15 protein-coding genes and 1 pseudogene are annotated in these 14,384 nt (G+C 60.8%); 9 read left to right on the forward strand and 7 right to left on the reverse strand.

All coding sequences use genetic code 11. The annotated features are described in order from the left end of the window. From RYL44_RS08635 to dnaA, 7 genes and pseudogenes are all read right to left on the reverse strand, one after another. A pseudogene (locus RYL44_RS08635) lies at positions 1-246 on the reverse strand (hypothetical protein); the annotation flags it as partial. A gap of 217 nt (positions 247-463) precedes the next feature. Next, positions 464-1,039 (reverse strand): DUF5067 domain-containing protein, encoded by a 576-nt coding sequence (locus RYL44_RS08640; protein WP_314975722.1) that lies wholly within the window; start codon positions 1,037-1,039, stop codon positions 464-466. A 34-nt stretch (positions 1,040-1,073) separates the two neighbouring features. Further along, the gene (locus RYL44_RS08645; protein ID WP_314975723.1) at positions 1,074-1,847 is read right to left on the reverse strand and encodes a DUF5067 domain-containing protein; all 774 of its coding nucleotides are present in this window, start codon (positions 1,845-1,847) and stop codon (positions 1,074-1,076) included. Between the two features lie 89 nt (positions 1,848-1,936). Continuing rightward, positions 1,937-2,761, reverse strand: a complete 825-nt coding sequence (locus RYL44_RS08650) for a DciA family protein (RefSeq protein ID WP_314975724.1) — start codon at positions 2,759-2,761, stop codon at positions 1,937-1,939. Continuing rightward, the gene (gene recF / locus RYL44_RS08655; protein WP_314975725.1) at positions 2,754-3,950 is read right to left on the reverse strand and encodes a DNA replication/repair protein RecF; all 1,197 of its coding nucleotides are present in this window, start codon (positions 3,948-3,950) and stop codon (positions 2,754-2,756) included. The genes RYL44_RS08650 and recF overlap by 8 nt, the downstream gene beginning before the upstream one ends. 1 nt (position 3,951) lies before the next feature. Continuing rightward, positions 3,952-5,088: a DNA polymerase III subunit beta gene (gene dnaN, locus RYL44_RS08660; RefSeq protein WP_314975726.1), complete on the reverse strand. Its 1,137-nt coding sequence runs from the start codon at positions 5,086-5,088 to the stop codon at positions 3,952-3,954. 409 nt (positions 5,089-5,497) lie between these two features. Continuing rightward, the gene (dnaA, locus tag RYL44_RS08665; RefSeq protein WP_314975727.1) at positions 5,498-6,937 is read right to left on the reverse strand and encodes a chromosomal replication initiator protein DnaA; all 1,440 of its coding nucleotides are present in this window, start codon (positions 6,935-6,937) and stop codon (positions 5,498-5,500) included. A 445-nt stretch (positions 6,938-7,382) separates the two neighbouring features. On the opposite strand from dnaA, the gene rpmH reads away from it, so the two are divergent. The 9 genes from rpmH to RYL44_RS08710 all read left to right on the forward strand — a co-directional run bounded on the left by rpmH (position 7,383) and on the right by RYL44_RS08710 (position 14,303). Next, complete coding sequence (gene rpmH / locus RYL44_RS08670; RefSeq protein ID WP_003791379.1) at positions 7,383-7,523, forward strand: 50S ribosomal protein L34; 141 nt, start codon at positions 7,383-7,385, stop codon at positions 7,521-7,523. 9 nt (positions 7,524-7,532) lie between these two features. Then, a complete protein-coding gene (gene rnpA / locus RYL44_RS08675; protein WP_314769929.1) occupies positions 7,533-7,886 on the forward strand; it encodes a ribonuclease P protein component in 354 nt (117 codons plus the stop codon). Beyond that, positions 7,862-8,227, forward strand: coding sequence for a membrane protein insertion efficiency factor YidD (gene yidD, locus RYL44_RS08680; protein WP_390883817.1), 366 nt, complete (start codon positions 7,862-7,864; stop codon positions 8,225-8,227). The genes rnpA and yidD overlap by 25 nt, the downstream gene beginning before the upstream one ends. A gap of 72 nt (positions 8,228-8,299) precedes the next feature. Then, a complete protein-coding gene (yidC, locus tag RYL44_RS08685) occupies positions 8,300-9,637 on the forward strand; it encodes a membrane protein insertase YidC (protein ID WP_314975728.1) in 1,338 nt (445 codons plus the stop codon). An 83-nt stretch (positions 9,638-9,720) separates the two neighbouring features. Then, complete coding sequence (locus RYL44_RS08690) at positions 9,721-10,224, forward strand: Jag family protein (protein ID WP_276741064.1); 504 nt, start codon at positions 9,721-9,723, stop codon at positions 10,222-10,224. Then, on the forward strand, positions 10,217-10,900 hold the full coding sequence (rsmG, locus tag RYL44_RS08695; RefSeq protein WP_073983747.1) for a 16S rRNA (guanine(527)-N(7))-methyltransferase RsmG: 684 nt from the start codon (positions 10,217-10,219) through the stop codon (positions 10,898-10,900). Before RYL44_RS08690 ends, rsmG begins: the two co-directional genes overlap by 8 nt. A gap of 315 nt (positions 10,901-11,215) precedes the next feature. Next, entirely contained in the window at positions 11,216-12,094 is an 879-nt protein-coding gene (locus RYL44_RS08700) for a ParA family protein (RefSeq protein ID WP_314975729.1), read from the forward strand. A gap of 174 nt (positions 12,095-12,268) precedes the next feature. After that, on the forward strand, positions 12,269-13,528 hold the full coding sequence (locus tag RYL44_RS08705; protein ID WP_073983745.1) for a ParB/RepB/Spo0J family partition protein: 1,260 nt from the start codon (positions 12,269-12,271) through the stop codon (positions 13,526-13,528). Between the two features lie 145 nt (positions 13,529-13,673). Further along, positions 13,674-14,303, forward strand: coding sequence for an HAD family hydrolase (locus RYL44_RS08710; protein ID WP_073983744.1), 630 nt, complete (start codon positions 13,674-13,676; stop codon positions 14,301-14,303). Positions 14,304-14,384 lie beyond the last annotated feature (81 nt).

Consider the following 14,384-nt stretch of genomic DNA (forward strand, 5'->3'; position numbering starts at 1 on the left):
CCCATAACCAGCCGAGAACTGCCCAGTCTGATCCCCATAACCAGCCGAGAACTGCCCAGTCTGATCCCCATAACCAGCCGAGAACTGCTGGGTCTGATCCCCATAACCAGCCGAGAACTGCTGGGTCTGCGCGTTGGCAGCGTTAGGGTCACCCTGGCCGTAGGGCTGCGTTGGATCGGGTTGGCCGCCCTGGTCATTTCCCGGGTTCCAGGAATCCTGGCCCTCGGGAGCGTAAGGGTTACTCATTATGACTCCTCATAGAAAACGCACTGTTGTGCGGGATGGTATCTGGAAGCGTAGCAAAACAAGATCGAAATGTGGAGTGGTTGTGACATTATTTGACCGGTCAAGAAGATGATGAGCCTTCACCCGTTCCTCTGTCTCGCCTCGCGTCGAGCGTCGCTCGTTGGTCATGAGAAGGCAACGAAGACGCGTTCGTGAAGGTCAGAGGGAAGGCGCGCGATCAGGACGGTTGGACGACGATGTTCGGGAAGTCGTAGTAGTGTTCGCCTTCGGAAAGTTCCGTGGCGAAAACAACTGGCTCGCCGACCTTTAGGTACTTGTAGCCGACCACGATCGTCGTGGTGTCGCCAGGCCTGATCATGTCATCGTTCATTTCCGAGACGATGTCGGGGTGCTCGTTGGGGTCGAGGTTAGCTAGATCGAGGTCGATTCCGTTTTGGAACAGTCGTGGAATATGGAGCATGACAAATTCAGGGTCGTCGGTATTGTTGGTCATTGTCAGGGTGACCAACAGGGTGTCCGCCCCGTCTTGATCGACGGGTCCACGTGTGAGTGAGGTCGACTCAATATGGAACTTACCATCCAGTACGTCAGCTGAGTAGTGGTCCGCTTGAATTGTCTTCTCTTCCCATGGCTCGCTTGACGACTCTAAATTACCGCCAGGTCGATTCATCAGGACCCCAACACCAATTCCCACGGCAAGGGCGAGCACGAGGGGGATGATCAAGACGACGGCCAGGATGGAGTTTTTTCGTCCCTGCCGAGGAGCACTCGGATTGGTGACTGGATAGCTCACGTTGTTTCCTTCGTTGTTGCACTGGATTGCCGGATCAGTACGGGTGCCAGACCCACGTTTCGTTGTCTGCTTCCTCATTCTCGTCGTCGGGCGAGGCCTGCCACAGTGGTGCGTTCGGGTCCTCCTTCATGGTGTACCACCGCTCGAAGGTGACTGGTTCGCCAGGGTATGCGTATCTGTATGCATACGTCAAGGTCATCGTTTCACCGGACTCGATCTCGTATTTCCAATCGTTCACTCCCTCGGGTTCCTGATCCGATTCGAACTCTGCATCGGGAAGCTCCGTCCCCTTCTGGATTAATTTGGGAAGAGCGAGTCGGACACGCTGCGTGATCGCGGTGTTGTTGACGAGAGTGTAGGTCACGAGGAGGGTTTCTGAGCCTTTTTTATCGACTGGTCCCTGCTTGATTGTCGTCGTCGTGATAGTGAACTTTCCATCGAGGTACTGAGTCGAGTATTGATCGCCGTTGCCGGTTGCCAGGGGTGTCGGCGTGGTCGAGGACGGGTGAGTGCCGTCGGCAAGGAGTCCTCCGGGACCGAACGTCGCGAAAGCGCAGGAGACGAGCAAGGCGACGACTACAACGGCGACGATGGCACTGACTGCGCGCTTCAGTTGAGTCGTCTCAGAGTCATTGGACGAGGCCGGGGCGATCCACCCGGACCCGGACTGTTCGGGTTTAAAAGCCGCCGCCTGGCGGCCGCGACCGCGTCCTTGGGGCATGCTATCGGCCTGCGTCGGCTTACTGGTGTCGTCACCCACGCGTGCCCCGCTCGTGCGCTGCACTGGCGGACCGTAGGGATTCGTCATCGTTACTCCTCGTCCTCGGACTACAGATTGAAGACTAACAAAACCTGACCAATATGGCTAAATACGTTGAGGACACTGCCTCTGGGTGCCTAACCGTAGTCCTCGCGAGGACCTCGTCCTCTCACGACGTAGGGTCCCTTCTTCCACGAGGGCGCGACAGGACCGAGGATGATGACCTGTTCGACGACGCCGGCGCCGACTTCCTCGGCGATACGCCGCTCGATGGTGGGAAGCAGTAGCTGGAGCTGTTTGGCCCAACCGGTTGTTTCAGCGCGCACGACGAGCTTGTGGCCTTCGAAGGTTTCGACATGCGTATGATCGGCGTTATAGGGTCCCACGATGTCTCGCCATTTCGCCATGACGGAACCCATTTTGGTGGGTGTATCCCACGATCGAGCGCTGATGGTACGCGCGAGGATCGCTCCCAGCGAGTTGGCCCGCTGGTAGCGTGGGCGCATGGCGGCCATGCCGGGGGAGCGGCTCCATGAGGTACCGGTGTCCTCGAGGGCTTGGCGCAGCGCCGTGAGGTCCCCGTCGGGGTCCTCGTCAGTGGATGAGGCCGGGGTCGGTCCTGCGTAGCGACGATAGGCAGCGGATCGCGTGGCTGCGCGCTCCTGAGCGTCGTGTGAGTCTCCTGCGAGGCGACCGAGTCCGTCGATTTCGATGGCCGTATATTCGCTGGATCCGTCGAGGCTGCGCCTGGGGCGCGTCTCGTCGAGACCCCACGAGGGTAGGGTAGAGCGAATGAAACCGTGGTTGCGGGCGACGCGTTGGGCGCGTTCGAGGGCACGGACAGCGAACTCGTCGGCGTCGGCGTCCTCGCCTGGTGGTCGAGAATAGACGTCCTCATTGTCGGGGCGCCCGGCGCCGGCGGGTGTTAGCGACGCGACGGGCGTATTGTTGCGCTCACTCATGGTCCGCCTCGTCAATGAAAGTGCCGCGTTTCGGGTCGAGGCGCACGTGGAGGGCATGGTGGTCGAGGGAAGGCGGCAGGTCTTCGGCGACCGCGCAGGTGACGATGATCTGTTCGGCCTTAGAGGTCAGGGCGGCCAGTCCCGCCCGGCGCGAGGAGTCTAGCTCGGCGAAGACGTCGTCGAGGATGAGGATTGGGGTGTCGCCGTCCTCGCCGAGGAGCTCGAAGGCCCCGAGGCGCAAGGCGAGGGCCACAGACCAGGATTCACCATGGGAGGCGTATCCCTTGACGGGCATCCCGCCGAGGCCGAGGGTGAGATCGTCTCGATGGGCACCCACCAGGTTGATGCCACGCTCGGTTTCCTTTTCGCGTACGACCCTCAACGCGGCGTGCATGCGCTGCGTCTGTGCATCCACGTCGGTGAGGTCGGAGCTGGCGGGGCGCTCGGGATCGGTGCCGATGACGCGGTCGACAGAAGCATCGAAAGCGAGGCGCAAGCGACGAGGCGAGTCGGCGACGTCGTCATAGGAGCGCGCTGCCGGCTCCATCAGTGATTGAGCGATGGTCGCGCGCGTGGCCGTGATGCGGGCGGAGAGCGCAGCAAATTGCTGGTCCCACACCTCCAGCGTTGACAGGTCGGGGGAGAGGCCGCGCCGGATCGAGGCCTGGGCGGCCTTCATGAGGGCCGCGCGCTGTCGGGCGACGCGGTCGAAATCCGCTCGAGTGGACGCGTGAATGGGAAACAGTTGCGTGGCCAGATCGTCCAGGAAAGAACGGCGCACCGACGGGTCGCCGCGCACGAGCGACAGGTCCTCGGGTGCGAACACGACCGTGCGCACGATACCTAGGATGTCGCGGGGCCTGACTTGCGCGCGGTTGATGCGCGCGCGATTAGCTTTGCCGCGTACTATCTCCAGCTCGATGACCTGCTCACGGCCCGAGGCCACAACCCGCGCGCGGATGACGGCGCCGCCCGGGGCGGCCTCGGCCTCGTCGATGGGGATGCGCACGAGCGCGCCTTCCGCGCCGACCCTGTGCGAGGAGAACGTGGACAGGTAGGCGAGCGCCTCGACGAGGTTGGTCTTGCCCTGGCCGTTTGCGCCCACCAGGACCGTGGGTCCTGCTGGCAGCTCGACGACCCCGTGCTTCCAGGAGCGGAAGTCGTCGAGGGCCAGGTGGGAGACGCGCACGTCAGATGCCGAAGCGGATGGGCATCAGCAGGTAGCGGAACTGCGTGACCTCGCCCTGGTCGGGCTTCTTCTGGCCGGTGATGACGGCCGGCTTCGTGGGGTGCGTGAAGCCGAAGCGCACGTAGTCGGTGTCCAGGACCTGCAGGCCGTCGATGAGGAACTGCGGATTAAACGCCGTGGAAATGTCGTCGCCGTGCAGGGTCGCCTCGATGGCTTCGGAGGCCTGAGCGTTGTCGCCCTGGCCGGCTTCGAGCACCAGCTGACCGTCGGTGAAGGCCAGGCGCACGGAGGTCTTGCGCTCGGCGACCAGCGACATGCGCTTGACGGCCTCGAGCAGGGCGTGGCGGTCGACGACGGCCTGGATCGGCGTGGATTCGGGGAAGAGGCGACGCACGGCGGGGTAGTCGCCGTCCATGAGGGTCGAGGTGGTGCGCCGTCCCTGGGCAGTGAAGCCGATGAGGGACGAGGCGCCGGGCTGAGATTCGCTGGACAGGCCAACCTCGACCTTGGCACCCGAGGTCATGGACTTGGCGACGTCCTGGAGGATGCGGGCCTTGACAAGGGCGACCTCTTCGATGGAGGTGTCGGTGGGCTCCCAGTCGAGCTCACGCATGGCCAGGCGGTAGCGGTCGGTTGCCAGCAGCGTAATGGCAGGGCCGTTGATTTCGATGCGGACACCTGTCAACAGGGGCAGGGTGTCGTCGCGCGACGCGGCAATCGACACCTGAGAGACCGCCTGTGAGAGCGTGGAGGAATCGATCGCGCCGATGCCCGTCGGCTGAGCGGGCAGCAGTGGATATTCGTCGAGCGGCATGACGGCCAGCGTGAAATGTGAGGAGCCACACACCAGGGTGACTTTCTGCCCGTCAAGCTCAACGGACACAGGCTTGGAGGGCAGCGACTTAGAAATATCTGCCAGGAGGCGACCGGAGACCAAGACCTCGCCGGCTTCGTCAACGGTGGCGGGGATCTGTGAATTAGCGGAGACCTCGTAGTCGAAAGAGGACAGGGTCAGCTCGTCGCCCTCTGCCTTGATGCGTACGCCAGCCAGAATCGGTGACGCCGGGCGCACGGGGAGCGCTCGCGCGGTCCACGACACGGCTTCGGCCAGAACATCGCGGGCGACGGTGAACTTCATTGCTGCCTCCAAAACACATAACGGAACGAACACTACTTTACCCACAAGTGTGCCCATGTGGGGTACGACTTAGGCGCGGAACTCGCCTTCGCCGTGGCGCTAACGCGGCGTTGTTGTGCGGAGGTTTGTGAAAAAAATTTTGTTATTCGTTCCTCCCTCCATCATAAGGGCTGTGAATTCTGTGAATAACTTGATTTTTCGTTGCTATATCAAGGAAATTACTGTGCTGTAACTCTGGGACGAAACTGTGGATCGCCCACGTGGACATGTGGACGAATCGAAGGACAAGTTTTCAACATCCACAGATGGCCTCGTTTTCTCCACAGCGATGGACCCGTCGTACACGTGTTGTGCACAGTTCCTGTGGATCCCGCGCGGGCGTCAACTTTTGCCAGCAATCACGCGTATTTTATGACTCTCGCGCCTTCTGTTTGATACGGTTTGTAAGCTCCGACACGTGGTTGAAGGTCTCGCGTTTTTCTTTCATGAGCTTGGAGATCTTCTTGTTCGCGTGCATGACCGTCGTGTGGTCACGTCCGAAGGCCTGACCAATCTTGGGTAGTGACAGGTCGGTGAGTTCGCGACACAGGTACATAGCGATCTGGCGTGCTTCGACCACGTTGTGGCTACGCTCGGAGGAACCCATCTGTTCGATGGTCACGCCGAAGTAGACGGCACATTGGCTCATGATGAGGCTGACGGTGATCTCGTTGTCGTCGGGGTTAGATACGAAGTCCTTGAGCATCATCTGCGCGAGATTTAAGTCGATACGTTCCTTATAGAGGGAGGCCCATGCGCCGATGCGCACGAGCGCGCCCTCCAGCTCACGGATGTTGGAGGAAATGCGTGAGGCGACGTACTCGAAAACCTCGGGGGTTACTTCGAGGCCCTCGGCGTCAGCTTTCTTGTGCAGGATCGCGATGCGTGTTTCCAGATCCGGCGGCTGAACGTCCACGAGCAGGCCGGAGGAGAAGCGTGAACGCATGCGGTCCTCGAAACCTGTGAGCTGGGCGGGAGGCAGGTCTGAGGTTAAAACGATCTGCTTGTTGGCGCTGTGCAGCGCGTTGAAGGTGTGGAAGAAACCTTCAACCGTCTGCTCCTTGTTGCCGATGAATTGGATGTCATCGATGAGGAGTATGTCGAGTTCGCGGTAGCGGCGATGGAAGGCTTCGACCTGCGAATTATCTGTCTTGTTCAGGCGAATCGCGTTGATGAACTCGTTCGTGAATTCCTCGGAGTTGACGTAGCGGACCTTCAGGTGAGGCATCATCGACAGTGCGTTATGTCCGATTGCCTGGAGAAGGTGGGTCTTGCCAAGTCCGGAGTCCCCGTAGATAAAGAGGGGATTGAACGCCGTTCCCGGGCTTTCCGATGCCGCTAGTGCAGCGGCGTGCGCGAAACGGTTCGAGGGGCCGATAACGAATGTGTCGAAGGTAAACTTCGGGTTCAAGTGCGTGGGTCCCACGTCCACTGTGGACGCCACGGGGGCGGGTGAGCTGGCCTCTTTTTTCTTTGGGGACGAGGCCGGGGCGTGCGCGGCGGCTGTGGGAGCGGTCGGCTCTTCTTGTTCCTCTTGTGCGGTGACGAGTTCGAGGGAGGGGTCGACCGTGATGGCAATCCTCACGGCGCGCCCCAGGTTAACTGAGAGCGCAGCGGTGAGTTTGGACTGAGCCTTATCTTCGATCCACTGCTTCGTGAAGCCGTTGGGAACGGCCAGGAGAATCGTTCCCTCAATGTCGCCGAGGGGGCGCGCCGAGCGCAGCATCGATGTGGCGACGGGACCCAGCTCGTCTGTGGGGACTGCTTCGAGGGCGGCAGCCCACGCACGTGTGAGGGAATCCGACTCCACGGTAACCTCCGGACAATATAACGGTGAGTTCGGTCACGACATGCTGGTGATGTGCGTGACGCTCGTACATCCCAGCAGTGTAGCCCGCACACATGCTTATGCACAGACTGGGGATGAACCTGTGGAGAACTATCACAGAATCACACATTTGTAGTTACAAGTGTGGGTCGGCGGAAGGCCGCGGAAAGAAAAATGACACACAGCCTGTGGATAACCGTCGTCGTCCACAACGGTGGACGACATTCTTCAACAGCGATTTGCACAGCTGTGGATACTGTGTGTGACGCGGTGAGTAACCCTCCGCGTTGACTAGCAGCGCCCATCCGCTTAGTCTTGGAACTTGTTTGCGCCCATTTCGGGCGCGTGTCCCCGCTACCGCGCCCAGGTGGGCCGATAGCCCAACCGAAAACGAGTGGGAAACCACTCCCCGCCGAGGAGAATTGCCGTGACCACCAAGCGGACCTTCCAGCCCAACAACCGTCGTCGTTCCAAGACGCACGGCTTCCGTCTGCGCATGTCGACCCGCGCCGGCCGCGCCATTCTGGCAGCCCGCCGCCGCAAGGGCCGCGCCAAGCTGTCCGCCTGAGACACCCCGGTGCTGCCGCGCGCGCACCGCATGGTTGACCCAGCGGACTTCACCGCCGCGATCCGACACGGAGCGCGCGCAGGAGATCCGCTGGTCGTCGTCCACGTCCGAGCCGACGAGGAACGCAACAGCCGCCTCGTCGGTTTCGTCGTACCCAAGCGGGAAATCAAGCGCGCCAACGGACGCAACCGCGTCAAGCGGCAGCTGCGACACCTCATGCGCGAGAGAATCGCGGATCTGCCATCAGGAACCAGGATCGTCATCCGAGCCTCACGCAAGGCGCTCGGCATCCCCTCCAAAGAACTAGCAGACCACCTTGATCGCGTCATGGAACGAGCATGGCGAAAATGGGACGCACGTTGAACATCGCGAGTCGCGTGCTACGTGCACTCCTATCCGCCCCCATCGTCGCATACCAGCGCTACATCTCCCCGGCGCTGGGTCCCAGGTGCCGCTACGCGCCCAGCTGCTCCACCTACGCACTCCAAGCCATCAGCATCCACGGCCCCATCAAAGGAATCATCCTCGCCTCCTGGCGGCTCCTGCGATGCAACCCCTGGAGCCACGGGGGAGTGGACCACGTGCCCGAGCGTGGGCGCTGGAAACCCGACCCCTGGATCCCACCCGAGGATTGGGCTGGACACGACAACTGGGAACGCCCCGCCCCCATGGGACTGGACCCGGAACACGACTTGACCGAGTAACCGGCCACGGCCTCGGGAATATAAGGAACAACGAAACAGCGGCGCACCCGCGCCACGGCGAAAGCGAAAACTATGTTCGACGCAATCCTCCACCCCTTCGCGTGGGCGATCTCCTACGTGTGGGTCTGGATCCACGACCTCCTCGTGCTGCTCGGAATGTCCTCCGGCTCCGGCATGGCGTGGGTCCTGTCCATCGTGCTGCTCACCATCCTGGTGCGCATCGCCATCATCCCGCTGTTCCTCAAGCAGATCCGCTCCTCGCGCGCCATGCAGGCCATCCAGCCCGAAATGCGCAAGATCCAGGAGAAGTACAAGGGCAAGAAGGACCAGGTCAGCCGTCAGAAGATGATGGAAGAGACCCAGGCCCTCCAACGCAAGCACAAGGTTTCGCCCTTCGCCTCCTGCCTGCCGATGCTCGTACAGATGCCCGTCCTCTTCGGCATGTATCGCGCCATCATCGCAGTCTCCTCCATCTCCGTCGGCACCTACATCTACCGCGGCGAACCCACCGACCACCTCGGCCCCCTGACCGCCTCCGTATCCGAAGAAATCGTCAACTCCACCGTCTTCGGCGTCCGCCTCTCTCACACGCTGCGCGATTCTTTCGACCAGCCCGGCGTTGTCACCGTCTTCGTTGCCGCGATCGTCCTCATGGTCGCCCTGCAGTTCTTCTCCATGCGCCTGTCCTTCTCGCGCAACATGCCCGACATGGGCGACAACCCGATGGCCCAGTCGCAGCGCTCCATGATGTACGTGATGCCGCTGATGTTCATCTTCTCCGGCGCGTTCTTCCAGATGGGCGTCGTCATCTACACCGTGACCGCGTCCTTCTGGGCTCTCGGCCAGTCCCTCTGGACCATCAAGGTCATGCCCACCCCCGGCTCACCGGCCTACGCCGAGCTGCTGTCCTCACGCGAGTCCGCCTACCAGGAATGGGCCAAACCTTTCTTCCAGAACTACGACCGTGAGCGCGCCGCCCTGGGTACCCCCGGCACCGATCCTCGCGTCAGCGAACTCAACGAACGTACCCTCGCCGAGGTTCGCGCTAAGGCCAAGAGGCAGCGCGTCGCCTCCGACTTCCCCGCCTCCATGACCCCCGGCGAAATCATCACCGTCTACCGCAACCTCGCCAGCCAGAAGTGGACCACCCTGCCCGACGAGCAGTGGATGCGAAGCCTAACTCACGCCGTCGAACAGCGCGTCGCAAAACAGGAAGCATCCGCCCAGCGCGCCGAGCTGCAAAAGAAGCAGCGCGAACGCCGCGCAAACGAGCGTCAAGCCACCAAGGCCTCGTCCCAGAAAACAACCGGCAACCAGGACGGCACAAACGGCGCGCTGAGCGCCGAGGAGATTGAGCGCCGCCGCGTTGAACGCCGCAAGGCCCGCCGCCGCTCCAGTAAAAAGCGCTGACGGCGACAGATTCCCGGTCCAGTGACCCAAGCGGGTACCCTGGACCCCAACAAGACCCCATTCCCCACCACGGAGGACACGTCATGAGTGACGACAACGCAGGCAAGCTCACACGCCTCGAAGAAGAAGGCGAGCTCGCCGCCGACTACCTGGAAGAACTGCTCGACATTGCCGATCTCGACGGCGACATCGAGATCGACGTCGAGAACGGTCGCGCCTCGGTCGAAATCGTCGCCGACGACGCCGAGGCCCTGGACCGCCTCGTCGGCGAGGACGGCGAAGTCCTGGACGCCCTCCAGGAGCTCACCCGCCTGGCCGTTCAGACCGAGACCGGCGAGCGCTCGCGCCTCATGCTTGACATCGCCGGCTTCCGCGCCGAACGAAAGGAAGAACTGCAAGACATCACTCGCGAGGCCATCGCCCGCGTGCGCGCCTCCGGGCAGCCCGTCAAGCTCGATGCCATGAACCCCTTCGAGCGCAAGGTGTGTCACGACGTAGTCGCCGACGAAGGTCTGACCTCCGAGTCGGAGGGAACCGAGCCACACCGCTGCGTCGTTATCCTTCCCGAGGAATCCGACGGTGAGTGAGAGCCCGAACGGGAAGGGGAGGGGTCGCCAGGTTGGCGACCCCTTCGTCCCAGAAGAACCAACTCAGGCGGTCCGCGACTTTTTCGGTCCCGCTTTTTCCGATGTCGCTGAATACGCGCGCATGCTTGAGGATGAGGGCGAATTGCGCGGTCTACTCGGCCCCCGCGACATGGAACGCATTTGGTCGCGTCACATCGTCAATTCCGCAGCCGTCCTCGACTTTATGCCTCGTCGTGAAGGGCGAGAGGTCCTCGACGTCGGTTCTGGCTCGGGATTGCCTGGCATCGTAATCGCTGCATGCCGTCCCGACCTGCACGTACACCTGGCCGAGCCCATGGCGCGACGCGTCGAGTGGCTCGAGGACGTCGTCGATAACCTGGGCCTGGATAACGTGACCATTCACCAGGCACGCGCCGAGGAACTCCGTGGTAAAGGCAAAGCCGACGCAGTCACCGCTCGGGCTGTGGCTAACATGAGCAAGCTTGTACGAATGACCTCTAAGCTCATCGCACCAGGCGGATCACTCGTTGCTCTGAAAGGTCGTCGCGCGCCTATTGAAGTTGAGGAAGCATCGGCGGAGCTTCGGCGCCATCACCTGCGCGCCGAGATTCACGAAGTGCCCTCCATCATGGAGGACGAGTCGACCTACGTCGTGGTCTGTACGCGCGTACGGTAGAGTCAACACTCTTTAGTAAGGGGTACCACACTTAAGTGTGGTACCCCTTTTATCATGCGCGGAGGGAAGTATTTCATGAAACCTCTCGAAGGTGATGTAGAACATATCCGATGTGTTTTCCTGGAGGCATCGTGTCATTCCGTCACTATTCTCGGTAGCCGTATTGGCCAGGAGAATCGATTCTGCAGAACGACTCCACGGTCGTTCATCGTCAAACGGTGCCAATCATGTGTCTATTCATGCATCACGGACTTTCGATGCCAGAAGTGTTCGCGGTGCCCCGTAGACTAGAGGCAGTAGCTAGGAAGGTGTCACGTGGATACAAACAACACCCCTCTGTCCACTCAGATCGAACGGAACTTGCGCGACTTGGCCATGCTTGAGCGCGCTAACTTTCCCAAGCCCGCTTCTACGCGCATCATCGCCGTCGCGAACCAGAAGGGCGGTGTCGGAAAGACAACGTCGACGGTGAACATCGCAGTCGGCTTGGCCCTCGGGGGTCTATCTATCCTTGTCATCGATGCCGATGCGCAGGGCAATGCGTCGAGCGCATTAGGAGTCGAGCATCCTGTCGGAACACCCTCAACGTACGACGTTATCATCGGGGGAGCCGACCTTGGCGATGTCGTGCAGTCCTGCCCCGACATCGACGGAGTTCTCGTGTGTCCTGCGACAATTGACCTGTCGGGTGCCGAGATCGAACTCGTTGCGGTCCCACGTCGTGAATATCGTCTCCGTGATGCTCTGCGCGAGTACGTTGAGACTCACGACAACATTGATATTGTCCTTATCGATTGCCCACCGTCCCTCGGCCTGGTTACCCTCAACGTCATGGTGGCCGCTGATGAGGTTATGATTCCGATCCAGGCCGAGTACTACGCGCTTGAAGGCCTTAGTCAGCTATGGAACACAGTTGAACGTATCGGGGTGGACTTGAATCCCGGCCTGCGTGTATCCGGTATGTTGTTGACGATGGCGGACAAACGGACTCGACTGTCTGAGGAAGTCGAGGGTGAGGTCCGTTCGCATTTCCCTGAACAGACCTTTACCACGGTGATTCCCCGATCGGTGCGTATTTCTGAAGCACCGAGCTACGCTCAAACAGTCATCACATATGATCCTCGTAATGTCGGTGCGATCGCCTATCGTAAGGCGGCCCTCGAACTGTGCCAACGGCTGTCCGCGGGAGAGTGAGGTGATTGTTTCACGTGAAACAATCAACTGAACAGTCGGCTTACGCGGGTTAGAACGTTGACTTTAGAACATGTGATCATTTGTGCAATATAGTGATGAAACACGCTCAACAGCTGGGCACATGACATTGTTTCACGTGAAACAATGAACGCACGCAATCGAAGGAGTTATGCAATGGCGGATGTAACACCGAAGTCTGAGGGCCGCAAAGGCGCTCGCAAGCACTCTGGCCTTGGCCGTGGACTTGGAGCTCTTATCCCTCAGGCAGGTGAACAGACGCCCCAGGCGACGCCCACCGTTCCTTCGCGCCCGCTCGACGTTTTCTTTCCTGAAGGCCCCGCAGCACGCGGTCGTGGAGGTTCCGCGAAGGATCTTCTTCAACCGAAACGGGTCACGGCCTCGTCAAAACACAAGCGACCCGCAATGCCCGCACTGGGTCCCTCCAGCGCGCGGACTCAGGCGGCGTCCAGCTCGCTCGGAACCGGGTTCGGAGGGGCAACTGTCGGCAATACAGCTGCCGATGCATCGGTGAACCCCGCCTCCTCGTCTAATGTTTCACGTGAAACATCGAGTGATCACGAGCTGCTTCCGGTGCCGGGTGCTTCTTTCGCTGAGATTCCTATCGACCAGATCGTCCCTAACACGAAGCAACCGCGCGAGGTCTTCGACGAGGATGATCTTAAAGAACTGTCGGCCTCCATCAAGGAAGTCGGCGTTCTCCAGCCCGTCGTCGTTCGCAGTATCCCCGCGACGGGGCGTTCCGAGAAGCTCCAGGAGTTCCTCCAGGAGAAGCCCGACGCGCGCTACGAGCTGATCATGGGCGAGCGCCGCCTGCGCGCCTCCGAACTTGCAGGCGAGACAACGATCCCGGCAATTGTTCGTGAGACCGACGACGGAGACCTGCTCCGAGACGCCCTCCTGGAAAACCTCCACCGCGCCCAGCTCAACCCGCTGGAGGAGGCGAGCGCATATCAACAGCTCATGGCGGATTTCGGTGCGACTCAGGAAGAACTCGCCAAGAGAATCGCCCGCTCGCGCCCGCAGATCGCCAACACCCTGCGCCTGCTGAAGCTTCCCCCCTCCGTTCAAAAGAAGGTAGCTGCACAGGTCATTACAGCGGGCCATGCCCGCGCATTACTGTCACTTTCGACAGCCCAAGAAATGGAACGCCTCGCAGAGCGCATCGTCGCGGAAGGACTTTCCGTGCGTACCACCGAGGAGCTTGTCCGGCTGGGAAAAGCAAAGGCCACGCCTCGTCCGCGTACCCGTCAGCAGCGAACCCTGTCGCCACTGGGTGAGAGCGTCGTCACCGCATTGTCTGACGCATATGACACACGTGTATCTATTACGGAGGGCCGGAAGAAGGGTCGAATCGTCATCGAATTTGCAGGGGAGGATGATCTCCAGCGCATCGCAGATCTTATTCTTCACTGAGTTAACTTCGTGCGTGTTTCCGCAGATCACGTGGAGTATGTTTCCAATCATACACTTTCCGCGCTCATCTGTGGCTGAAATTACGTTTAAACTACTCTAAAGGGTCCGGTGTAGGCCCCATGCAGTACCAGAAGGAGCGAAAGGCATGAACGCCCAAGGCAGTTCGCGCACCGTGCTTTTCGATGTCGGTGGCGTCCTCGTGGATTCCCACCCGGACCCCGCCGCGATCGCCCGTATGTTCGGTGACGAATCGCGGGGTCTGACCACTCTCGTTGACCAGGCGATGTGGACGCATCGCGCCGACTACGATGCTGGCCTACCTGATCGAGTATTTTGGGATCGTATCGCAGGAGACTGTGGTCAGCCAGAGCCTTCACGCGAACTCCTGAAGGAACTCGTCGCACTCGATTCATCGCGCATGGCGAATGCGAATGAACATACGCTTACTCTCGTGCGCCTCCTACGCCACCAGGGCGTGCGTGTCGGCATTCTCTCCAACGCCCCGTACCCCATCGCGAAGGCCATCCGTCGCTCCAAGTGGGGCAGCCTCTTCGACTTTTTTGCATTCTCCTGCGACTACGGCATCTGTAAGCCCGCGCGCGGCATCTACCGTGATGTCTTGCAACGCCTGGGCGTCCCCGTTACGGATGTTGCGTTCATCGATGACCGTCGTGACAACGTTCGTGCCGCCGAACTGTTGGGTGTCAAAGGCATCCTATGGACGGGTGCCGACGAGGCCGAAGCCCGTTTGAGGGACTTCGGTTTCCTCTTCTGAAGGCCCCTCCTCCGAGAGGGGCCCTCCCCCGAGAGGGGCCCTTCCCCGAGAGGGGCCCTTCCCCGAGAGGGGCCCTCCCCC

The organism is Actinomyces bouchesdurhonensis (assembly GCF_963540955.1).
Lineage (GTDB): Bacteria > Actinomycetota > Actinomycetes > Actinomycetales > Actinomycetaceae > Pauljensenia > Pauljensenia bouchesdurhonensis.